This window comes from Microcoleus sp. BR0-C5 (assembly GCF_036705045.1).
Lineage (GTDB): Bacteria > Cyanobacteriota > Cyanobacteriia > Cyanobacteriales > Microcoleaceae > Microcoleus.
The window spans coordinates 1-19,125 of the sequence record NZ_JAUBTR010000081.1; the positions used below are offsets into that span (position 1 = coordinate 1).

Below are 19,125 nucleotides of genomic sequence, written 5' to 3' on the forward strand. Positions count from 1 at the left end.
ATCTACTGAATATGCTTTCATTGGTGTATTTTTTTAATCTATTCTTATTGTACCTCATAACACCCGGAAGTGCTGTATGTAAGGTGCGCCACAGCGCACCCTAGGTTTAATTTTTTTGCGTGAGTCCGCTTTTTGTGATGAATTCTAAAATATGCTGCGCGGTAGTTTGTGGCTTTTCTAAGTGGGGAACGTGCCCGCAGTCGGGTATCCAAATTAGTTGAGAATTTGCGATCGCCCTGGCAAACTTTTCCGCATCCGCCGTCCCCAAAATCCGGTCTTGTTTTCCCCACAAAATCAGCGTCTGCTGCTGAATTTGCGATAATTTTTCCCCAAAACCACCGTAACCGCCGCTTTTGGTAAACGCAATTAAAGCTTGATTCCAGTTGGGCATTTCCAAGTGTAAAGCAGCACAAGTTTGAGCGTCTAGAGAAGCCAAATTTTTATCGAAATAAGCATTGACACTAATTCGCTGGCGAATTTTGGGATTGCGTAAAAATGAAGTTGCCAGATATCCTAAAGGAGGAATTAAAAATTTTCCCTTATTAGAACTGATGGCAAAACCTGCGCTATCTATTAACACTAATTGTTTGACAGTTTCGGGATAATTGAGAGTGAAATCAATTGCTGCTGCACCTCCCATTGAAGCACCGACTAAGATTACAGGCTGCGAAATTAGCGTTTTCCAAAAATAGTAAAGGTGACTTTCAATTGCCCTCGCGCTGAATGCCAAACCTGTCGCTCTTTCTGTAAACCCGAAACCCAACAAATCAACCGCCCAAGTTTCATTTTCGGCAGCTAGCAGCGGCAACAGGCGGCGGAATTCAAACAAGGAACTGTCGAAGCCGTGAATTAGCAAAATTGGTGTGTTGCCGCTGCCTTGGCGCACGTAGGTTGTGGCAATTGGCTGCTGGCTGAGGGGAGTTGTAATTGCCTCGCGTTGAATGCTTTGGGCTAAGGCAATTGAGGTAGATTCTGTGAGTTGTGCGATCGATTTTGGCAGAAAACTTGCTGGCATAATTCTTGATAAATTGTGAATCGGTAGGGGCGATGCCACTCTGTCCGCCCTAACATTTAAGTATATATGCTTGCTCGATCGCTATTTGAGGAGTTGGGGCGAGCAATACCTTAAAATTCGATCGATACTAAGTATCCCTCGGCCCCGGCTAAGGCTGAGTTTGTTAACCTGATGTTAAAATATTTGATAATCGTTCCCAATAATTCCTATTTAATCTACATTTAACAAAGAATAGCAATCCCAACCTAAAAATTTTTCCTCCAATTTAAAATTGCTTGGCGGCTGTGTAGAGATAGCCAAAAATTAAGTATTTCTTCACCTACTTGTTCTGGATAGAAGTGGTGAAAAAAATGCCTGCCGTCTTGACATTCCCAAAGCCGATCGCCTTTTTTAAGAAATTTCGACCAGCGACGCATGACAACAGGAGATACCAGAAAATCAGTTTTGCTGCTGCATATTAACAAAGGTACTTCTACACCTTGCTCGCGGGGATTACTAATCCTAAATAAGGAGTGAGGACAAGGAGAACAGGCTAAGTCATCTTCAAAATATGATATGAATTTTTGATTGATAATTTGATTTTGGCATCCCAGCATATCGCCAACGATTTGATTCAAAACTTGTTTGCGGCTCCAGGGAAAAGCTGAAAGATATGTATAGTAATCTGCTTGCCAATTAATAGCAGATGGCAAACCGACAGATAAAAGCCCCAAAGAACTTACTTTGTGAGGATAGCGGCGCGCATACATTAAACCAACTAATCCGCTGGTACTGTGACCTATTAGATGAATTGGGCGATCGCGCAATGTTAAAAAATCGTGCAAAAGTTCAACAGCTATATCTAAAGAGCAAGCTTCATCTTCAGTTTGTTGGTATTCCCATATTTGCACTGGTACAGAATCATTTAAGTAAGAAAGCAGCCAGCGATCGAAAAATTGTAAACTCGGACTTACACTTAACCAAAGCACGTCATCTGAACTAAATTTCATCTATTTTAAGTTGGATATCAAGTGATTAACCATCATAATTTATCTGCTAAATTTTTGGGGCGGGTTGAGTGCGTTATTCAGATTTTCCTGCATCATCTCATTACAAAACCCGCCCTACCGTCAAGTCTATAAACTGAATTCTTTCTTGAGTTGAGCTACCCAAGATTTTATCCGCGATTCCGTCAGATCGGATTGGTTGTCTTCATCAATAGCAAGACCGATAAACTTGCCATTAACTACAGCTTTAGATTCATTAAAATCATAGCCCTCTACCGACCAATAACCGACTGTTTCGCCGCCCTGTTCCGAAATTTTTTCAGCCAGAATGCCCATTGCATCCATAAAATTATCCGGGTAGCCATCTTGGTCGCCAGTTCCCAAATAAGCCACCTTTTTGCCGCTAAAATCAATATCATCAAGTTCTGGGAAAAAGCCTTCCCAGTCGCTTTGCAGTTCGCCGATATTCCAGGTTGGACAGGCGATAATCAGACATTCGTATTCAGCAAAATCATCATTTTCAATGCTGCCTATCTCGTGCAAAGTCACGATATCGCCACCAAATTCATCCCGAATCATTTCAGCCACAGACTCAGTTTTGCCAGTTGTAGTTCCGTAGAAAAGACCAATTGATTTCGACATTGTTACTCCGAAGGTAAAAGTTGACAGGGTTTGAGATTTCTTTTTTTTGAGTCAGGATTTGGCATTTCCTGCCTGCAATTCATGCAAAAACAGTAGACGCGATTGTGGCGCACCTGAGAAATCAGGGAGTCAAGACAGCAAGGACACTGTTTTTTCATTGGGTTAAATTTGAAAATTCATCAACCAAGCTGACTCGCTCATGTCGGGGTCTGCTTCGCAGTCAATTAGTAACAGATTCAGCGTCGTTTGTACTTTTAGACTGCGCGGGATGCCTGCGGGTACAAACACAAATACTCCGGGTTTTAAAGTGACTGTTCGATCCCACACCGTGAGAGTTCCCCCTCCTTCTAAGACGGCGAGGGTTACATCTTTGGAGTTATCGAGGTCAGGTATTTCGGAATTTTTACTCAAACTCATCAGTTTTTGGCTGTCGGCGGGTTGTCCGTCGCTGATTCGATCGGCGGATGCGGAAACTATTGCTGCTGTCACGGTGATTGACCTCCAGGTACTGTTAACTTCCGGCACTTATTGCAATTAATATTCAATAAGTACCATGCAATTTAGATAAATTTTCAAGAGTAAAGCATTAAGATTTGTTACATAATGCTGTCATACTAGGTTTACACTCAGCACAAGCAGCCCCAAATTCACACGGAGCGGTGTTTGTGGACGCTAAGACAGCGCGACGCAAGGGCTTAACTTAAAAAATAGTTAGTAATTATTTGCAATTAATTCTTTAAATTACATTTGTAGCACGCTCGCCAAAATAGCAATTCTCAATTGCCCGCAATATAGTAAGGATACAGCACCGTGCCTACGGAATATGTGTATTGCACTCAACAGGATAAGGTGTACCGCTGCGTGCGTACCCTAAAAAATGCAATAGAGGCGGGTTTGAGCCGGATTTGTCGATCGCCCAAATCCGTCTCAAACTCGCCCCTAATGACAACAGTCAATCGATTTTAGATTTTAGATTTTAGATTTTAGAATTGAAGCATTGACTTGCGCGAGATAAATCCGGGGGGCAAGTTTCATCAGATACAGGTTTTTTATTTCTGGACGGATGAATCACGTGGCGGGTATCCTGGATGCTTGATTGTCAACAATCAACAATCAACAATCAACCGACTAATTCTTCGCGCCTACGCCAACATACATAATCGACGTATCCTCATTGATTTGGATTTTAAACAACCCAGACTTTTTGTAATCAATATAGTTAGCGAAATTAACTGTTAAAAGTTGAGCCGCTTGTTTGAAAACTGCCCCGGAAGGAAACAACTGCTTTCCGCGTGTAAAATTCCCCCAAAAACCGTGCATCTGGGCTAAAACAGAACCCATTTCTCCAAACATATCAAAACCTTTAATTTCAATATTCCCAAAACCCGTATCTCGCATTACCGCAGACAGTTCCTCCGGGGTAATAAACTTTTCCCAATCGTGAACCCCCCGCCTAATTTCTTGCAAAATATTTTCCATCAGGCCAATCATCACCACTTGCGAGGAAAAAGTTCGGTTGATGGTATCGAAAAAGAACATTCCTCCGGGCTTGAGAATTCTGTGAACCTCTGACACAACTTGTTTGTAATCTGCAACGTGTTCTAAAACATCCACGCAAATTACAACATCAAAGGTATTGTCTTCGTAGGGCATATTTTCGGCAAAACCTTGCCTGTAGTCAATCTCAAAACCGCTGGTAACTGCGTGATTTTGAGCAGCTACAATACATTTCTCCGATCGATCTATTCCAGAAACAATAGCACCTCTCTGGGCCATAAACTCGCAAGAAAAGCCGCCCCCGCACCCGACATCTAAGGTTTTCAGCCCTTGCCAATTAGTCGCGTGTCTGTCGAAAAACTCAAATCTGGGTTTGTTTAGATGGTATAAGGCATAAATTTTAGCATTTTCGTCCCACCAATTATCAGCATTTTCGTCGTAAAATTCTAAATCATTTTTTACTTCTGTTTTCTGCACCATTTTCTCAGTCCTGCTTAGTGGAAAATATAGATGGCGATTTCACTTTGGCTTGATTTTCTAGGACGCCCATAAACCTAATTTTTGTTAAAATTCTGAGGTTTCGTGACGAGTTCGCAGGCAGACACCGGGTTTCTGAATCCGCGCGCGTAAGTTCTATTTTATCGTTAGTTGTGAATCGCCACAGTTTTTTATTATAATATCTCTGGCATAAATTTCAACCAGATGGATCGCGTTTCTATTATCATCCCAGCCCTCAACGAAGCGACTTGTCTGGAACGCACCCTCCGCCAACTCAGCATCCTTAATCCTCCCGCTTGGGAAGTGTTGGTGGTAGACGGCGGCAGTCAAGACGAAACAGTGGCGATCGCACTTTCCGCCGCCACCCGCGTTATTTCTAGCAGTACAGCCGGACGTTCCGTGCAAATGAACTTAGGTGCTCAAGTCGCCACCGGTGAAATTCTGTGCTTTCTCCACGCCGATACTTTAGTTCCCGACGACATTGTAGCAGTCATCCAGAAAACATTGTCCGATGCCGAAATTTCCGGCGGCGGGTTTATCTCCCTTATGGCTGGTTCGCAGCAAACTAGATGGGGTTTTTCTCTCCACAATTACCTGAAAACTTATTACGCGCCGCTGTTATTTCGACCTCATTTATTTTTCCAAGGATTGCGCCTGCTGTTTGGCGACCAAGTTATTTTTTGTCGCCGTACCGATTTTTGGGAATGCGAGGGTTTCGATGCTGCGCTGCCAATTATGGAGGAAGCGGATTTGTGTTTGAAGTTAGTGCGACGGGGGAGACTTAAGTTAGTCAATCGGGTAGTGGAAAGTAGCGATCGGCGAGTGGCGAATTGGGGCGAATTTAAAGCAATTGCGATCTATCTTGCGATTGGTTTTTTGTGGGGTTTTGGCGTTTCCCCAAGGTATCTCCAGCAGTTTTATGAAGACATCCGCTGAAACACAAAATTTGATTAAATTCCCAAAATGTACGACCTGTAATTTTTGGGCAAAACTTTTTCCAACAGATAAATAATCGCCCAACAACCTAACAAAGTCCCCGTAACTAAAAAGCCGAGCTTCAGCAGGGGATTTACCGGGTCAATAAACTTATAAAACAGTAACAACACATATTTCACTACTGTCGCATCCAGGAGATATATAGGGAATGAGTAAGCAGCCAATATTTTGACTAACCCAGATACTCTACTGGGAAGTGCGATACTCTTAGAAAATGCGAGGATCGATAATACGAAGAAAATTGCGTATCCTTGAGAAGATATTTTAAAAAACGATCGGAGAAACCATGTCTCCGAATTAACTCCACTTTTCAGGTAATATTCCCAAATGCTAGCTAGATAAAAAAGAATCGTTGTCCCTAAAATTGGCATTTTTTTACGTTCAAGAACGGGTTGAATTTTGTCATACGAGCTACCCAAAAATAGACCTGTTGAAAATGGCAAAATCCAACTAAAAATCCAGCGCTCCATCAAAGGTAGAGGTATTGATATGTATTGGAAAGCGGTTAAGTAGAAGAAGATTGTAAAAATTGCTTGAATTGCTAAGCCCAAAGCCAAAACTTTTCTGGGTTCTAAAAATCTTAATTTCACGAGAAGCCACCACCAGCCGTAGCATTGAATAATCACAACGATGAAGTAATAGGGAGGCATCACTGAACCCGTCAAGATATCTCTGAGTAATGAAAGTAAATCAAATTTTTGGAGTTCTCCCAAATTATTTAAGATGTACAAAGCTACTGACCAAAACAGATAAGGGGGTATAATTTTGGACAGTCTTTTTTTGACTACCAGTGCGGGATTATTTTGATTTTCCAGTTTGTTGGTGAGAAAAAAACCGCTCAACAGTAAAAATGCAGGTACGCAAAATAGTTGAAATGTATCGATCGCGACAAATAGAATTCTGCGATCGCGAAATGTAAAGAACCCAGCATGAGTAATCACAACACTGACGATGGCTAAAGCTCGGATCAAATCAAATTCAGCGAACCGATTAGAAACTTTTTGCATGGTAACAATTAGATTGTCAAAATTTGAATCAAGTTAGGAATTTTTTGTCTGATACCAAATCCCCGTTTGCTACACCTTTTATCATTCGGCGGTTGAAACCGCTGCATAGAGTCAAACTTTCGTCCCAGCAAAGGGGGACTAAGAGATAAAGGGGGTCTTTAAGCCGGATTTGGTATGAGGAGTACAATAGCATAAAAGGTTATATTTGCTCCGATCTTCACAAAACTTATCTCTGCAAAAAATAAGTCACCCAGTGCTGGGACTGAGGAATAAAGACTATAGAGACTATTGCGAAAAAAAATCTACCTAAATTAGGTAGACTTTTAGAAATGTTCAAGCAATGAGTTCACTGTTGGCTAACCGTTGTTGTGATGGATGTGCGACGCAGAAACACTATCCAACTGCTCGCGCCCGTTGCGGATCACGCGCAGCATATCGCTCAACTTGTGCTCGATATTATCGAGCACTTGGTCAGCATAATCATCGGCTCCGTTTTGAATTTCCTCGCATTCAGCCATCGCCCTGACTCTCATCTCTTCCAATTCCTCTTGAGCCTGGTAGCGAATTTGTTCGACTTCCGCCAGCGTCGCCTGCTGAATTGCCTCGCAGTCGAGCAAAACTTGCTGCCGCAACTGATCTGCCTCTATCTTCGCCTGCTGAAGCAGCCCCATATCGTTTAAAATTTCTGCAGCTCGCTGTTCTGCTGCTTCTATCACTTCCTGAGCGTAAAGTTCCGCCTCTTGAAGCAAGTCGTCCTTGTGCCGGATGATCGTCTCGGCTTCCTGAAAGGCGATCGGCAAATTTAGCCTCACCAAGTCTAACTGATCGAGCAACTGTTCTTCATCCACCAGAGTGCGTCTGGTCATAGGAATTCGCGGGCTGTCGAGAACAATTTCCTCAAGCCGATTCAATTCCCGCTGGATGTCTACTCCTGCGGTTCGGGTGGGATCTCCGAAGGTGGCTGTGTTCTGAGGTGATTCGTTCTCAGTGCCGCGTCCGGTACTATCGGGTTCGATGCGAGTTGGTTCCTGCTGGCGTAACATTTGTAAATATCTAGGGCGACGTGTTTCGGAACAAGATGATCTACGGAGCCACCAAACTTGGCTATTTCTTTAACTACACTACTACTTAAAAAGCTGTACTCGTTAGAAGTTGCCAAAAAAACTGTTTCAATTTCACCCAGAAGGGTTTTATTGGTGTGGGCCATCTGGAGTTCCATTTCAAAATCTGTTAATACCCGGAGCCCCCGCAGCAGCACTTTGGCTTGTCGAATCTTAGCATAGTTTACTGTCAAACCCTCAAAACTGTCTACTTCTACATTTGGCAAGTGTTGGGTAGAGCGCAGGATCTGCTCGATCCGTTCCTCTACGGTGAACAGAGGGGTTTTGCTGGGGTTTCTGACTACGGTAACAATTACCCGATCGAACAGTTTAGATCCCCGCTCGATAATGTCTGCGTGACCGAAGGTAATGGGGTCAAAGCTGCCTGGATAGATTGCAATCACGAGTTTGGCTCAACGGAGTGAGGGGGAGTGGGGGAGTGGAGGAGTGGGGGAGTGGAGGAGTGGGGGAGTGGAGGAGTGGGGGAGTGGGAGAGTGGGGCTGTGGGAGAGTGGGAGAGTGGGGCTGTGGGAGATGTGGAAAATCTTCCTTCTTCCCTCTTCCTTCTTCCTTCTTCCCTCTTCCTTCTTCCTTCTTCCTTCTTCCCTCTTCCTTCTTCCCTCTACTTTTTCATGGAATGAGCTTTGTAGAAAGTTTCGAGGCTTTGCTTGTCGCCCACAAACCGCCAATGCCAAGGCTCGTAACTGACGCCTTGGCGATTGTTTTTGGGGAAGGACATTTCAAAGCTGAAGGCGACGGCGTTGGCTTCTAACCACTTGAATGCTTCGGTATTTTCAAAACTGGGGCTGAGGTTGTGTTCCGGGGCGCTGCCGTCGCCGATGTCGATCGCATAACCGGTGTGGTGTTCGCTGTAACCTGGTGGGGCGCTGACTTCGGCTCGCTTGCTGGCGTTTTGCCTGCGTTCGGCTTTCACGTCAAAAAATACGTGCTGTTGGTCTTGCAGGGAGCGAAAGCCGGATATGGGAGCGAAATAGATGCCTGATGCCGCTGCGGCGTTGACCATTTCCTGATATTTTGCTGCTGCTGAGGTGCGGAGTTTGACGCTACCGTCGGAGGTGACGCTTACCAAGTCTTTTGCTGGTGCTTCTGGGTACGGCAAGTGTCCCAGCAGGTTTTCTGGGATGCCGGGGGCGGTGGCTTTGGAGGTGGTAGCTGGACTCGCGACAGACGGAGACGCGGAACTGGTGGGCGCTGAGTCTTGTTGAGTTTGCTCTGCCTGACTGGTGGCTGGGAACAAGTTAAAGTTGAGGTGCAGCCAGATGCTGACCCCAAAGGCTAAGGCGGCCAACCCTAGCAGTTTCCAAATCAGCCCTTTTTTCTTAGACTGACTCTGCCCTGCTTCTGGGTATGGGTGATCTCGCACTGCTTCTGGAATTTCGTCGGCGACAAGCTCCGAGGCTTGCGGGGGTTTTCTTGACAGACTAGCGTTATCCAAGCCAGCTCCACTCCTGCACTTCAATAAGGCTCAACGTTACAAATTGTAGACCGATATGGGCGATCGAACAGCTACAATTCGCGCTGAGAATATATCATCTCTTTCACACTTCGCCCTGTCCCATCCGCCAACTCTCGCATCTGTTGCTTGGGCCCACAGTCGATCGTCCCTGCGAGGTCGAACTGGTTGGCGCTGGTAGCGCTGGTTTATTTTAAGTGTAATTTGTTACTGTTCGACAAAATCCAACAATTCTTCGATCGACACATCAAACGTCCGGGCCAATTTTAGCAGAGCACTGATGTCAGCCATTGCCATACCGGGCGATCGGGCATAACTTTTAACAGTATTGTAGGATACTCCAGAGCGATCGGCTACTTCCTTCAGCGTCCAGCCTTCCCTAGCAGCAAACTCTCTGATCCGCAATTTAACCAATTCGCCTCTTGACATTAGGGTGAAATTTCACCTATAGCATATATGAGATTGAAAGCGCCGACCACCGCAACCGCAGGACGGGGCCTAATCTTCCACAACATCAAACAAATCTTCAATCAACAGGTCAAAAGTTCGAGCTAATTTTTGCAAATGAGTAACGTCAACGGTTGCTAACCCGGGCGAACGAGCATAATTCTTAAGCGTGCTGTAGTGAACTCCCGATCGCTCAGAAACCTCTGTCAAAGTCCAACCCTTCTCGGCAGCCAGCTCTCGAATCCGCAACTTAATCAATCCCATTCTTGACTACAGGCCAGTATTGGTCTTAAAATATTTACATCATAAATAGCGATCGCCCCCCGGCCTCGAAAACTGAAGAGCGAACAGCTATTTATTCTAATGACCGACAATTTGGCATTCACCAACAAAAAGTAGGATTCACCAACAAAAAGTCGGATTCACCCAAAATCAAGTCGGATTCACCCCAAACAAGTCGCAGTCACCCCAAACAAGTCGGAGTCACCGAGTCACCAACCATGATACCAAAACAAAACTCAGAAGCCAAGCAAATAAATCCACTTGCTCGCTTTGTCACCAAAGAAGCAGTTGCCAAAGTCTTGAAAGTCAAGCCCGAACAGATTCGGGACATTCGCTGCTGGGCTTACGTCATCCACGTTGTGGGAGTTGGGATCAGTCGGTTTGTCAGCTACGGAGATATGCCACCAATTTTAGGAGTCGAACCGCCGACGCTGCAAGATTGCATTCGGTGGCGGAAACGCTGGAGAAGCAGCCAACATCAAGCACCGATATTTTGGGTAGATTTTTATGAGGGGAAATTTCGCCAGTCTCGTAGTGTGGAAGAACTCTACAACTGGGGCAAATTAGTAGGTAAGATTAAGCAAGGGTTGTCAGAATTGCAGGTGCAGTTGCTGCGGAACATTTATTGTCTGATGAAAGAGTGTATTGAGGCTTTTTGAGTAGAGTTCGTTTAGCAAACCCCTTAACTAATTTTATTCGTGAGTAGAGCCATCTGGCATAATTGCACCAGTCAGCGTAGCATCTTGAAAGTCTGCTCCCCCTATTTTTGCACCCGTTAAGTTAGCGCCAGATAAGTCTGCTTCTGTTAAGTTTGCTGCGCGGAGATCTGCTGAAATTAGGTCAGCACCACGCAGTTTTGCAAGATCTAAATATGCTTGCCGCAAATCAGCTTCGGTTAAGTCTGCTGTGGTTAAATCAGCCTCAGATAATTCTGCATCATTCAAGTTAACCTGTCTTAAATTAGCTCGGCTCAAATTAGTGTAATAAAGGTTTGCTCCCTGAAGTTTGGCCCCACTCAAATTCGCATCCCTCAAATCGGAACTATTCAATTGTGCCGACTTCAAATTAGCTCCTTGTAAATCGGCTCCCATCAAGTTAACCCTGCTCAAGTCCCTACCAGTTAGATCGGCATTTTGCAGCGATACATAAGGAGCAAGTAAATAAGCACCAGCTTTCACAGGATCAAAATCAACAGGAAATAAAGTTGCTTGATTGCAAATCGCTCCTTGAAGCTGAACTCCCTTGAGATTGGCTCCATCAAGATTTGCTTGTAACAGGTCAGTATTGCTCAGATTTGCATTCGTCAAATCAGCATTTCTCATGTCTGCTTCCCTCAAGCATAGCCCGCTTAAGTTAGCTTCAGCCAGGTTTGCAGTTGTGAATTTTGTTGGGTAATCTTGACAGATTTGAGATCCGCTGAGGTTTACACCATTCAAATCAGCCTCACTGAAATTTGCATTCTCCAGGTTCGCTCCTCTTAAAATTGCCTTCCTTAAATTGGCTTTTTCTAATTTAGCTGAGCATAAATTAGCCTGAGAAAAGTGGGCATTGGCTAAGTTTGCTTGATTCAGATTTGCGCTGGATAAATTAGCCTGAGAAAGGTTAGCATTGGCTAAGTTTGCTTGATTCAGATTGGCATTGACTAAATTAGCCTGAGAAAGGTTGGCATTTACCAAGTTTGCTTGATGCAGATTTGCGCTGGATAAATTAGCCTTAGAAAGGTTAACACCGCATAAATTAGCCTGACTAAAATTTGTGTTCTTAAAAAAAGCATCTCTCATATCTGCTCCCTTCAAATTTGCCCCCCTAAGATTTACATTTTGCAAATTTGCTCCCTTCAACTTGGCTTTATTCAAATTAGCATTACTCAAATTAATACCACCAGAAGTTAGAAGTTTTCCGCTCAAGTCAGCACCAGCTAAATTAATCCCTGTAAAATCCTTTTCTCCCTCACTGTAACGCCGCAAAAACTCCTCAACACTAACAACAGGTTCTCGACATTCCTCAGACTCATCCTCCACATCCTCACAGCTATCCTCTAAAGCAATGTCTTCAGCATCCGCCGCCAATCCTTCCAAATAATCTGCTCGATCCAAGTAATCCGAACTCGCTACAAACCGCCTTTCTATCTCCTCCTCATTTAATACTTCGGTGCTTTCAAATCGCTCAATTAATTGCTTGACAATTTGGCAGTCAGTCGTGCGAATTCCCACTTCTTTTTCTGCACTTTGGTCGTTGTTAGTCAGCAAATTATGGCTACCCAACATGGCAAAACTAGAATCACAGACTAAAAAGTTTTCGTGAGTTCCCAATAAAGAGAGACAAAATTTATCGGGATATTCGCTGGCTAATTCTTGCAAATCTGCCAAAGCATTGTAGCGCCATCCCTTGCCAATATTTTGCCGATCGCCCAGATAACCCCACCCAATATTTATCAAACATCCTCGGTTCAAGCAATCCCTAAATTTTGGCAGCAATTCATCATTAATGCTGTTACAATTGAGCCAAGGGCAAACAATAATCAGCCGCTCTTGAGCTAGTGATAGGGCTTCCATCAACACAGCGCGACTGTTGGGACGATCGCATACTAACTGATACTGAAAGTCTGACTTTGGCTTTTCTGTCTCGGTGTCAAGCTCGATGGGCTGCTCAGCAATGACAGACACATCGCCATTTCCCAAATCACACGGCTGTTGCAGGGACGCAATTTCAGCAGTCAAACTTTCTAGCATTTGCGGTTCAGGGCGATCGTTAAATCGCTGTTCCTGTGCCTCTAACTGCCTCTTAAGTTTGGCTAGATATTTTTTCAGAATAACTTGCTCTTCTTCAAGCTGCAATACTCTCGTGGCTATTGATACTAAATCTAGTTCGGTTTCTGACATAGTGCTACCCTCAAATCAAAAAAACTTCAAAAGCCATGTTCGGGAAATGGGCGACTCATCAAATATTACCAACTTCCGCCAACTCAGCACCACCAACAGAATCTTTCTCTTCCCGTTTATCCCCTTCATCAACCACAACAGTTAACTTCAATCCCAGAGCATTCAGCCAACTTGCGAAAGCATAAATTGTCGCACTTCCTTCTCCCGACAACAAAACATCTAATTTTTCCAAATGCAATTTAGCCTCTTCAGCAGACATATTTGGTTCGCCCAGAGCCTCAAATACATCTCGAAGTGCTTTTCGCATGATTCCTAATTCCAAATCTCCTTCTTCCTCCTCAAGTATCTCTGTGAGGTAAGCCACAGCAAATAAGGGGTCTTTGAGAGATTTAATTTTTAACGGATGGTAAGGTACGCTTTTAGGCATTTTCTCAGCTCCTGTATTCTCTCCAATATTTCTTAGCTGTGCTAATATCTTGCTCTTGAGTGCTTTTATCTCCGCCACACAGCAGAAGCACTATAGTTGTTTCTATTTGTCCAAAATAAACGCGGTAGCCCGGGCCAAAGTCAATCCTAAATTCCCAGACTCCCTCTCCCAGCGATCGAGAATCTCCCAGATTGCCTTCGCTAACCCGCTCAAGCCTTTTAACAATCTTGGCTTTGCCTTTAAAGTCAAGGGAGAGATTCCAACCACTCCGAAAAAGGAATTTTGCCATCAGGTATCTGATACTGCTGAATATCTCTGGGTTGTACTTCCATAAAGTCGATCGTACTTGCACCCTGATCTTAATACCGGCGATCGCCCCCTATCCAACCTTGTTCACCTGGGCCAACTCAAGATCACCGATCAAAAGAAACTCTGCCGTCAGGCGTGGTGTAACGCTCAATTTCTCTCGGTTGCGCTTCCATAATCTTGATTCTAGCGACGATCGCACTCCAATCTGGCAGCCGCGACCGATCGGCCCTTGACTCCATGCGCTACAATTATTAAGAAATCTTTAGTTAGATCCGTTTAACGTTCCAGACGCATTATGAGTCTTCCCATTCGCAACGTCGCCATCATTGCTCACGTCGATCACGGCAAAACCACCCTTGTGGACGCTCTCCTCAGACAGTCCGGGATCTTCCGCGAAGGGGAAGAAATCCCAGATTGCGTCATGGACTCGAACGACATCGAGCGCGAACGTGGCATTACCATCCTTTCCAAAAACACCGCTGTCAGGTACGGAGAAACCCTGATCAACATCGTCGATACCCCCGGACACGCGGACTTCGGCGGAGAAGTCGAACGAGTTCTCGGCATGGTTGACGGCTGTCTGCTGATCGTAGACGCCAACGAAGGCCCGATGCCGCAAACCCGGTTCGTGCTCAAAAAAGCCCTAGAAAAAGGACTGCGCCCGATCGTCTTTGTGAATAAGATCGATCGCGAGCGAGCCGACCCCCACAAAGCCGTCGATAAAGTTTTGGATCTGTTCCTTGAACTAGGTGCTGACGACGATCAGTGCGAATTTCCCTATCTCTTCGGTTCCGGCTTAAGCGGTTACGCCAAAAAACACCTCGAAGACGAAGGGGTAGATATGAAGCCCCTCTTTGAAGAAATCCTCGACCACGTACCACCCCCCGTAGGCGACCCCAACAAGCCACTACAACTGCAAGTAACCACCTTAGATTACTCAGAATACGTCGGTCGCATCGTCATCGGCCGCATCCACAACGGCACGATTAGAATCGGTCAACAAGCAGTCTTAATCACCGAAAGCGGCGCGCTTGTCAAATCAAAAATTACCAAATTGATGGGCTTTGAAGGCCTGAAGCGGATTGATATCCCAGAATCTTCTGCTGGTAATCTTGTCGCCGTTGCTGGTTTTGCTGATGCGTATATTGGCGAGACAATTACCTGCCCCAACGACCCGCAAGCGCTGCCTTTAATCAAAGTAGACGAACCAACTTTGCAGATGACTTTCTCTGTGAACGATTCGCCGTTCTGCGGTCAAGAAGGTAGTTTGGTAACATCGCGACAAATTCGCGATCGGCTAATGCGAGAACTCCAAACCAACGTCGCCTTGCGCGTCGAAGAAACCGAATCTCCCGACAAATTCCTCGTATCCGGCCGTGGCGAACTCCACCTCGGAATCCTGATCGAAAATATGCGCCGCGAAGGATACGAATTTCAAGTATCCCAGCCGCAAGTAATCTTCCGCGAAGTCGGCGGTCGTCCCTGCGAACCCTTTGAATGTTTGGTGTTAGACGTACCCGAAGAAGCAGTCGGCGGCTGCATCGAACGCCTCGGTCAGCGGAAAGCAGAAATGCAAGATATGCACGTCAGCAGCACCGGTCGCACGCAAATCGAATTTTCAGTCCCCGCCCGCGGCTTGATCGGGTTCCGAGGCGAGTTTATGCGCTTGACTCGCGGCGCTGGAATTATGAACCACAGCTTCCTCGACTATCGCCCCCTCGGTGGAGAAATTATCGCCCGTCGCAACGGAGTATTGATTTCCTTTGAAGAAGGAGTTGCAACTACTTATTCACTGAAAAATGCTGAAGACCGTGGCGTATTTTTCATTACCCCCGGAACCAAGGTTTACAGAGGGATGATTATCGGAGAAAACAACCGAGATGAAGACATGGAGCTGAATATTTGCAAGTCGAAGCAGTTGACAAACCACCGCGCATCTGGCGGTGAAGAATTGGCGCAATTGCAAGCACCAGTCGATATGAGTTTGGAACGTGCTTTGGAATACATCGGCCAGGATGAATTGGTGGAAGTAACACCGAAATCAATTCGCTTGCGGAAGGTTTCTAAGAAGTTGGTGAAACGCTAAAACAATTTGAGGGCTGGCAAAATTGCCAGCCCTTAGTGTCAACTTCAAACTACTGTATTTAAAGACAATATTAATCATTTTAACGCAATCAAAAATAGGTAAAAACGATGTCAACAGTTTATCGTTTAAAAGCCAGCGAACTAGATCGTAAATTTTTAGAACAAATCAAAGCGATTTTTGGAGATAAAGAGATTGAAATAATTGTCTCAGAATGCGATGAAACCGAATATCTTTTGAAATCTGAAATCAATAAAAACAAACTGTTGAAAGCTATTGAAAATGTTAAAGACAGACAAAATTTAGTTGAAGTCGATTTACAGGATTTGTAATGAGTAGAAGAATTATTTTTGAATCTTCTGCTTTTGCAGATTTTAATGAATGGGCAAAATTAGACAAAAAGATTTATCGCAAAATTGTAGAATTGATTAAAGATATAGATCGATCGCCTTTTGAAGGATTGGGCAAACCTGAACCTCTGAAATACGAGTTAAGTGGTTTTTGGTCGAGGCGCATTGATAACGAACATCGTTTGGTTTACCAAGTTACGGATGAAGAAATTGCGATCGCAGCTTGTAAGAATCATTACAGTGAATAGTATATTTGAAGCTTTAAGTAATGTAGCGATCGCTCTTTTTATCCCTTTACTAAATGCGATCGCTCTCAATCTTCTTGCTGAAGTTCTTCTATTATATCAAGTAACTTTTGGTAATTTTCTTCTTTTCCATGCCTACGATATAAATTTTTAGCATTGAAAAAATCCTCCTCTGCTCTTTGGCAATAGCCCAATTCATAGTGGACAATACCTCGGTTTTGATAAGCTTGGGCAAAGTCTCCTTCAAGCTGAATTGCCTTGGTAAAATCCTCAAGCGCTTTCTCTTGGTTCCCCAGCCTAGAGTGAATAACTCCCAGGTTATAGAAGGTTATAAGTAGGTGTGCAGAATTAATTACACAATATTTCTACTGAAACCGCAAGCCTTGCAAGGAGTCTTTATGTAATTAATTTTGTGTGGTTACTTAGCATTATTGGGATTCAGCCTAGCTGCCTGGGTGTAATCTTCAAGCGCTCCTTGCAGATAGTCTAATTTCAATAAGTAGACATCACCTCGATTATTCCAAGCAAGGGCATTATCAGGATTTAGTTTAATTGCTTGGGTGAAATCTTTAAGTGCCTCTTCCACATTATCTATGTCTAAATTATTAATACCTCGGTCATTGTAGGCTTGAGCATAGCTAGGATTTAGTTTAATTGCTTGGCTGTGATCTGCCTGCGCTCGTTGGGAATCACCTAATTTAGAATAAATAATACCCCGGTTGTTGTGAAAAAGTGCACAATCAGGATTGAGCAATATCGCATCTGTGTAATCCTCAATTGCTCCCGAATCGTTTCCTAGTTCAGCACGAAAAAGAGCCCGGTTATTGAGGGATGTAGTGATTCACTACTCAAAACTTAGCTGACGGAATTAATCATGTACAACAACAATCAGCACAACGAAGCCAAATTATCCCAGCAACTACCCCCGCTTTCCCAAAAACAGGAATACGACTTCCAAACTCAAAAGAAAGTAGGAAAGACAGGAGAGGCGATCGTAGACAAGTGGTTGCAGATTCATGGCTATCGCATTGAGGATGTCTCAGATTTGCCACAGTATCAGAAAGCAGGTATTGACCGCGTACTAATTCGCCCAAACGGTTCAACCGCAACTGCTGAGTACAAGACTGATATAAAAGCCAAGCAAACTGGAAACTTGTTTTTTGAAGATTCTGACGATCGCAACCGTCCCTGTTGGGGATGGACTTCGCAAGCCGATCTCTGGATATTTTTCATTCCTCAACAGGAGATATTGGTCGTCGAACCGGGTAAATTTAGATTGTTAGTTTCGCAGCAACACCCAGAACTCCCGCAGAAAGTAGTACCAAATCGAGGCTACAGTGTAACTGGATTACCTGTTCCATTAGCAAAGGTGCGGAATATTGCTAGTCACGTTTTCCAGTTTCCTGACGTTCTTTTCTAAAAAGAGACTCCCTGTTAATCTGGCGATCGCCTACTCAAGGCGAGCGCCATTATTCGAGTAATAATACTTAGCAAACGCTAATTGGGCGATCGTTATGTTTTAATAAAAAATTGAGCAAAATCCAAACAAAGCCAGCCATGAGTCCAAAATCAATAGCCGTAATCAACTTCAAAGGCGGTGTCGGAAAGACTACCGTCACTTGGAGTCTGGGAAATATTATATCCCAAGGAACCGACTTAGAAGTCTTGATGTTAGACTTAGATCCGCAAATGTCGCTCACAGAGGCGATCGGACTTAACGAAAATACAGGTCATTTAGATGATAAGTTTGGTAAATGGTACGAAAAATCTCTCAAGCATAGACTTACAATTTACGACGCTCTAGAAGTCTTTAAAAAAGCCGGACAGAATTTTAAATTTCCTGTTGGTTTCGACACCATTTATCAGATTGACGAACAGTTGCATTTTGTCCCTTCAGTTGAAGAATTGTATTGGTTAGATATCGATGGATTTGAGGGAAAAAGTGTTAAAGACTTCATCCGCCGATTCATCGGCAAAATCGCCAACTCTGCCAATCTCCCCAAATACGACTTGATGCTTTTTGACTGTTCGCCTTCCTTCAGTCTCCTCACCTACAGCGTACTCTCTTGCTGCGACTTAATATTAATTCCCGTCAATCCCGATTATTTTGGTTCTAGGGGATTGAGTTTAGTTTTAAACTCGCTCCAGAAACGGATTGAGCCTTATCCGTTTCCCAAGATAGCAGTCTTTATGAATAAAGCTAAAACCTATGGCGGATTGCTGACAAATGAAGTTCAGTTTTACATGAGAGAAGTAAAGAGACTTTGCGATGAGATATCAAAAGATAATAACATAGAAGTTAGATTTTTAGAATCGACGATTCGGGAAAGCGTCGGGCTAAAACGGGCGATTAATGAGGGAGAACTGCCGCGAGAATTAGTTAGAGAATTTGAAAAACTATGGCGCGAGTGTGAGGAGTATCTGAAATGAGTAAAAAAGAAATTTTGGCTGCTTCCGAACAAGAAAGCGGGGGGTTAGTTGAGGAAATTGGCGAACTTAAGGAAATCTTGCGGGACGTTGCTCGAAAATTAACCCGGCTTGAGACTCAAGTTAAGCGGGGAGTGATTTCTGCTGGCTCAAAAACTTCGGATATTCCCAGGGGTGCTGATGTTAATAAACCTGCTAATTTATCGGCTGGAAATGTTCTAGAAGTTTATGAAGAACTGCGTTTACAAGCTAAGAAGGGTAATGAAGAAGAGGTGAGGCAAAAATTGTTGGCCATGAGTGCAACTGACTTGAACTTGATGTGTTGCGAGTTAGGGATGCCGCCCAGCAGCAAGAATCCGTCCCGCAAAAAAATGTTCGAGCTAATTATTGGTAGAATTAAACAGAGTTTGAGGCTGTCGAGACATATCGACAGACAAACACTTTAAAAATTAGCAGAG

The 19,125-nt window shown here is 44.2% G+C and carries 25 protein-coding genes and 1 pseudogene; 9 read left to right on the plus strand and 17 right to left on the minus strand.

Annotation, left to right across the window (positions count from 1 at the left end):
* Positions 1-106 precede the first annotated feature (106 nt).
* From QUB08_RS26830 to ubiG, 5 genes are all read right to left on the minus strand, one after another.
* Positions 107-1,015 carry an alpha/beta hydrolase gene (locus tag QUB08_RS26830; protein ID WP_333228675.1) on the minus strand — a complete coding sequence of 303 codons (909 nt, stop codon included), beginning with the start codon at positions 1,013-1,015 and terminating at the stop codon, positions 107-109.
* Positions 1,016-1,260: 245 nt separating this feature from the next.
* Positions 1,261-2,004, minus strand: coding sequence for an alpha/beta hydrolase (locus QUB08_RS26835; protein WP_333228677.1), 744 nt, complete (start codon positions 2,002-2,004; stop codon positions 1,261-1,263).
* Between the two features lie 126 nt (positions 2,005-2,130).
* Positions 2,131-2,643 carry a flavodoxin FldA gene (gene fldA / locus QUB08_RS26840; protein WP_333228678.1) on the minus strand — a complete coding sequence of 171 codons (513 nt, stop codon included), beginning with the start codon at positions 2,641-2,643 and terminating at the stop codon, positions 2,131-2,133.
* Positions 2,644-2,805: 162 nt separating this feature from the next.
* Positions 2,806-3,132 (minus strand): cupin domain-containing protein, encoded by a 327-nt coding sequence (locus tag QUB08_RS26845; protein ID WP_333228680.1) that lies wholly within the window; start codon positions 3,130-3,132, stop codon positions 2,806-2,808.
* A gap of 639 nt (positions 3,133-3,771) precedes the next feature.
* Positions 3,772-4,620: a bifunctional 2-polyprenyl-6-hydroxyphenol methylase/3-demethylubiquinol 3-O-methyltransferase UbiG gene (gene ubiG, locus QUB08_RS26850; protein WP_333228682.1), complete on the minus strand. Its 849-nt coding sequence runs from the start codon at positions 4,618-4,620 to the stop codon at positions 3,772-3,774.
* Between the two features lie 222 nt (positions 4,621-4,842).
* On the opposite strand from ubiG, the gene QUB08_RS26855 reads away from it, so the two are divergent.
* Positions 4,843-5,574: a TIGR04283 family arsenosugar biosynthesis glycosyltransferase gene (locus QUB08_RS26855; RefSeq protein WP_333228684.1), complete on the plus strand. Its 732-nt coding sequence runs from the start codon at positions 4,843-4,845 to the stop codon at positions 5,572-5,574.
* A gap of 14 nt (positions 5,575-5,588) precedes the next feature.
* Here QUB08_RS26855 and QUB08_RS26860 read toward each other — a convergent pair whose 3' ends face one another.
* From QUB08_RS26860 to QUB08_RS26875, 4 genes are all read right to left on the minus strand, one after another.
* Positions 5,589-6,641: an acyltransferase gene (locus QUB08_RS26860; RefSeq protein ID WP_333228686.1), complete on the minus strand. Its 1,053-nt coding sequence runs from the start codon at positions 6,639-6,641 to the stop codon at positions 5,589-5,591.
* A 356-nt stretch (positions 6,642-6,997) separates the two neighbouring features.
* Positions 6,998-7,684 (minus strand): DivIVA domain-containing protein, encoded by a 687-nt coding sequence (locus QUB08_RS26865; RefSeq protein WP_333152517.1) that lies wholly within the window; start codon positions 7,682-7,684, stop codon positions 6,998-7,000.
* Positions 7,567-8,145 (minus strand): pantetheine-phosphate adenylyltransferase, encoded by a 579-nt coding sequence (gene coaD / locus QUB08_RS26870; RefSeq protein WP_333228688.1) that lies wholly within the window; start codon positions 8,143-8,145, stop codon positions 7,567-7,569. The genes QUB08_RS26865 and coaD overlap by 118 nt, the downstream gene beginning before the upstream one ends.
* A gap of 218 nt (positions 8,146-8,363) precedes the next feature.
* Complete coding sequence (locus QUB08_RS26875) at positions 8,364-9,197, minus strand: M15 family metallopeptidase (RefSeq protein ID WP_333228690.1); 834 nt, start codon at positions 9,195-9,197, stop codon at positions 8,364-8,366.
* 55 nt (positions 9,198-9,252) lie between these two features.
* Here QUB08_RS26875 and QUB08_RS26880 point away from each other — a divergent pair, with 55 nt between their 5' ends.
* The gene (locus QUB08_RS26880; RefSeq protein ID WP_333228692.1) at positions 9,253-9,396 is read left to right on the plus strand and encodes a hypothetical protein; all 144 of its coding nucleotides are present in this window, start codon (positions 9,253-9,255) and stop codon (positions 9,394-9,396) included.
* 26 nt (positions 9,397-9,422) lie between these two features.
* Here QUB08_RS26880 and QUB08_RS26885 read toward each other — a convergent pair whose 3' ends face one another.
* A complete protein-coding gene (locus QUB08_RS26885) occupies positions 9,423-9,644 on the minus strand; it encodes a helix-turn-helix transcriptional regulator (protein WP_333228694.1) in 222 nt (73 codons plus the stop codon).
* A 69-nt stretch (positions 9,645-9,713) separates the two neighbouring features.
* Positions 9,714-9,926, minus strand: a complete 213-nt coding sequence (locus QUB08_RS26890) for a helix-turn-helix transcriptional regulator (protein ID WP_333055443.1) — start codon at positions 9,924-9,926, stop codon at positions 9,714-9,716.
* Positions 9,927-10,162: 236 nt separating this feature from the next.
* Here QUB08_RS26890 and QUB08_RS26895 point away from each other — a divergent pair, with 236 nt between their 5' ends.
* Positions 10,163-10,603 (plus strand): hypothetical protein, encoded by a 441-nt coding sequence (locus tag QUB08_RS26895; protein ID WP_333228696.1) that lies wholly within the window; start codon positions 10,163-10,165, stop codon positions 10,601-10,603.
* Between the two features lie 33 nt (positions 10,604-10,636).
* Here the strand turns inward: QUB08_RS26895 and QUB08_RS26900 are convergent, their stop codons facing one another.
* From QUB08_RS26900 to QUB08_RS26915, 4 genes and pseudogenes are all read right to left on the minus strand, one after another.
* Positions 10,637-12,826 carry a pentapeptide repeat-containing protein gene (locus tag QUB08_RS26900; protein WP_333228698.1) on the minus strand — a complete coding sequence of 730 codons (2,190 nt, stop codon included), beginning with the start codon at positions 12,824-12,826 and terminating at the stop codon, positions 10,637-10,639.
* 58 nt (positions 12,827-12,884) lie between these two features.
* A complete protein-coding gene (locus QUB08_RS26905) occupies positions 12,885-13,253 on the minus strand; it encodes a transcriptional regulator (protein ID WP_333228700.1) in 369 nt (122 codons plus the stop codon).
* 4 nt (positions 13,254-13,257) lie between these two features.
* A pseudogene (locus tag QUB08_RS26910) lies at positions 13,258-13,585 on the minus strand (type II toxin-antitoxin system RelE/ParE family toxin).
* Between the two features lie 81 nt (positions 13,586-13,666).
* On the minus strand, positions 13,667-13,801 hold the full coding sequence (locus QUB08_RS26915) for a hypothetical protein (protein ID WP_333228702.1): 135 nt from the start codon (positions 13,799-13,801) through the stop codon (positions 13,667-13,669).
* A 56-nt stretch (positions 13,802-13,857) separates the two neighbouring features.
* Between QUB08_RS26915 and typA the strand changes: the two genes are divergently transcribed.
* From typA to QUB08_RS26930, 3 genes are all read left to right on the plus strand, one after another.
* Positions 13,858-15,648 carry a translational GTPase TypA gene (typA, locus tag QUB08_RS26920; RefSeq protein WP_333228704.1) on the plus strand — a complete coding sequence of 597 codons (1,791 nt, stop codon included), beginning with the start codon at positions 13,858-13,860 and terminating at the stop codon, positions 15,646-15,648.
* 107 nt (positions 15,649-15,755) lie between these two features.
* A complete protein-coding gene (locus tag QUB08_RS26925) occupies positions 15,756-15,977 on the plus strand; it encodes a hypothetical protein (protein WP_333093429.1) in 222 nt (73 codons plus the stop codon).
* Positions 15,977-16,243, plus strand: a complete 267-nt coding sequence (locus QUB08_RS26930) for a Txe/YoeB family addiction module toxin (protein WP_333093428.1) — start codon at positions 15,977-15,979, stop codon at positions 16,241-16,243. The genes QUB08_RS26925 and QUB08_RS26930 overlap by 1 nt, the downstream gene beginning before the upstream one ends.
* A 65-nt stretch (positions 16,244-16,308) precedes the next feature.
* Here QUB08_RS26930 and QUB08_RS32210 read toward each other — a convergent pair whose 3' ends face one another.
* Entirely contained in the window at positions 16,309-16,593 is a 285-nt protein-coding gene (locus QUB08_RS32210) for a tetratricopeptide repeat protein (RefSeq protein WP_445300957.1), read from the minus strand.
* A 65-nt stretch (positions 16,594-16,658) separates the two neighbouring features.
* Positions 16,659-17,081 carry a tetratricopeptide repeat protein gene (locus QUB08_RS26935; protein WP_333228723.1) on the minus strand — a complete coding sequence of 141 codons (423 nt, stop codon included), beginning with the start codon at positions 17,079-17,081 and terminating at the stop codon, positions 16,659-16,661.
* A gap of 33 nt (positions 17,082-17,114) precedes the next feature.
* Between QUB08_RS26935 and QUB08_RS26940 the strand changes: the two genes are divergently transcribed.
* The 3 genes from QUB08_RS26940 (at position 17,115) to QUB08_RS26950 (ending at position 19,113) form a co-directional block, all read left to right on the plus strand.
* On the plus strand, positions 17,115-17,660 hold the full coding sequence (locus tag QUB08_RS26940; protein ID WP_333228706.1) for a hypothetical protein: 546 nt from the start codon (positions 17,115-17,117) through the stop codon (positions 17,658-17,660).
* A gap of 137 nt (positions 17,661-17,797) precedes the next feature.
* Positions 17,798-18,670, plus strand: coding sequence for a ParA family protein (locus QUB08_RS26945; protein ID WP_333029965.1), 873 nt, complete (start codon positions 17,798-17,800; stop codon positions 18,668-18,670).
* A complete protein-coding gene (locus tag QUB08_RS26950) occupies positions 18,667-19,113 on the plus strand; it encodes a hypothetical protein (RefSeq protein WP_333228708.1) in 447 nt (148 codons plus the stop codon). Before QUB08_RS26945 ends, QUB08_RS26950 begins: the two co-directional genes overlap by 4 nt.
* Positions 19,114-19,125 lie beyond the last annotated feature (12 nt).

Coding starts and splice junctions, on each gene's coding strand:
- QUB08_RS26865 (WP_333152517.1), bottom strand. CDS start 7,684: ATGTTACGCCAGCAGGAACCAACTCGCATCGAACCCGATAGTACCGGA.
- QUB08_RS26830 (WP_333228675.1), bottom strand. CDS start 1,015: ATGCCAGCAAGTTTTCTGCCAAAATCGATCGCACAACTCACAGAATCT.
- QUB08_RS26900 (WP_333228698.1), bottom strand. CDS start 12,826: ATGTCAGAAACCGAACTAGATTTAGTATCAATAGCCACGAGAGTATTG.
- QUB08_RS26940 (WP_333228706.1), top strand. CDS start 17,115: ATGTACAACAACAATCAGCACAACGAAGCCAAATTATCCCAGCAACTA.
- QUB08_RS26835 (WP_333228677.1), bottom strand. CDS start 2,004: ATGAAATTTAGTTCAGATGACGTGCTTTGGTTAAGTGTAAGTCCGAGT.
- QUB08_RS26860 (WP_333228686.1), bottom strand. CDS start 6,641: ATGCAAAAAGTTTCTAATCGGTTCGCTGAATTTGATTTGATCCGAGCT.
- ubiG (WP_333228682.1), bottom strand. CDS start 4,620: ATGGTGCAGAAAACAGAAGTAAAAAATGATTTAGAATTTTACGACGAA.
- QUB08_RS26925 (WP_333093429.1), top strand. CDS start 15,756: ATGTCAACAGTTTATCGTTTAAAAGCCAGCGAACTAGATCGTAAATTT.
- QUB08_RS26945 (WP_333029965.1), top strand. CDS start 17,798: ATGAGTCCAAAATCAATAGCCGTAATCAACTTCAAAGGCGGTGTCGGA.
- QUB08_RS26855 (WP_333228684.1), top strand. CDS start 4,843: ATGGATCGCGTTTCTATTATCATCCCAGCCCTCAACGAAGCGACTTGT.
- typA (WP_333228704.1), top strand. CDS start 13,858: ATGAGTCTTCCCATTCGCAACGTCGCCATCATTGCTCACGTCGATCAC.
- QUB08_RS26885 (WP_333228694.1), bottom strand. CDS start 9,644: ATGTCAAGAGGCGAATTGGTTAAATTGCGGATCAGAGAGTTTGCTGCT.
- QUB08_RS26890 (WP_333055443.1), bottom strand. CDS start 9,926: ATGGGATTGATTAAGTTGCGGATTCGAGAGCTGGCTGCCGAGAAGGGT.
- QUB08_RS26915 (WP_333228702.1), bottom strand. CDS start 13,801: ATGGAGTCAAGGGCCGATCGGTCGCGGCTGCCAGATTGGAGTGCGATC.
- QUB08_RS26895 (WP_333228696.1), top strand. CDS start 10,163: ATGATACCAAAACAAAACTCAGAAGCCAAGCAAATAAATCCACTTGCT.
- fldA (WP_333228678.1), bottom strand. CDS start 2,643: ATGTCGAAATCAATTGGTCTTTTCTACGGAACTACAACTGGCAAAACT.
- QUB08_RS26930 (WP_333093428.1), top strand. CDS start 15,977: ATGAGTAGAAGAATTATTTTTGAATCTTCTGCTTTTGCAGATTTTAAT.
- QUB08_RS26905 (WP_333228700.1), bottom strand. CDS start 13,253: ATGCCTAAAAGCGTACCTTACCATCCGTTAAAAATTAAATCTCTCAAA.
- QUB08_RS26950 (WP_333228708.1), top strand. CDS start 18,667: ATGAGTAAAAAAGAAATTTTGGCTGCTTCCGAACAAGAAAGCGGGGGG.
- QUB08_RS26880 (WP_333228692.1), top strand. CDS start 9,253: ATGGGCGATCGAACAGCTACAATTCGCGCTGAGAATATATCATCTCTT.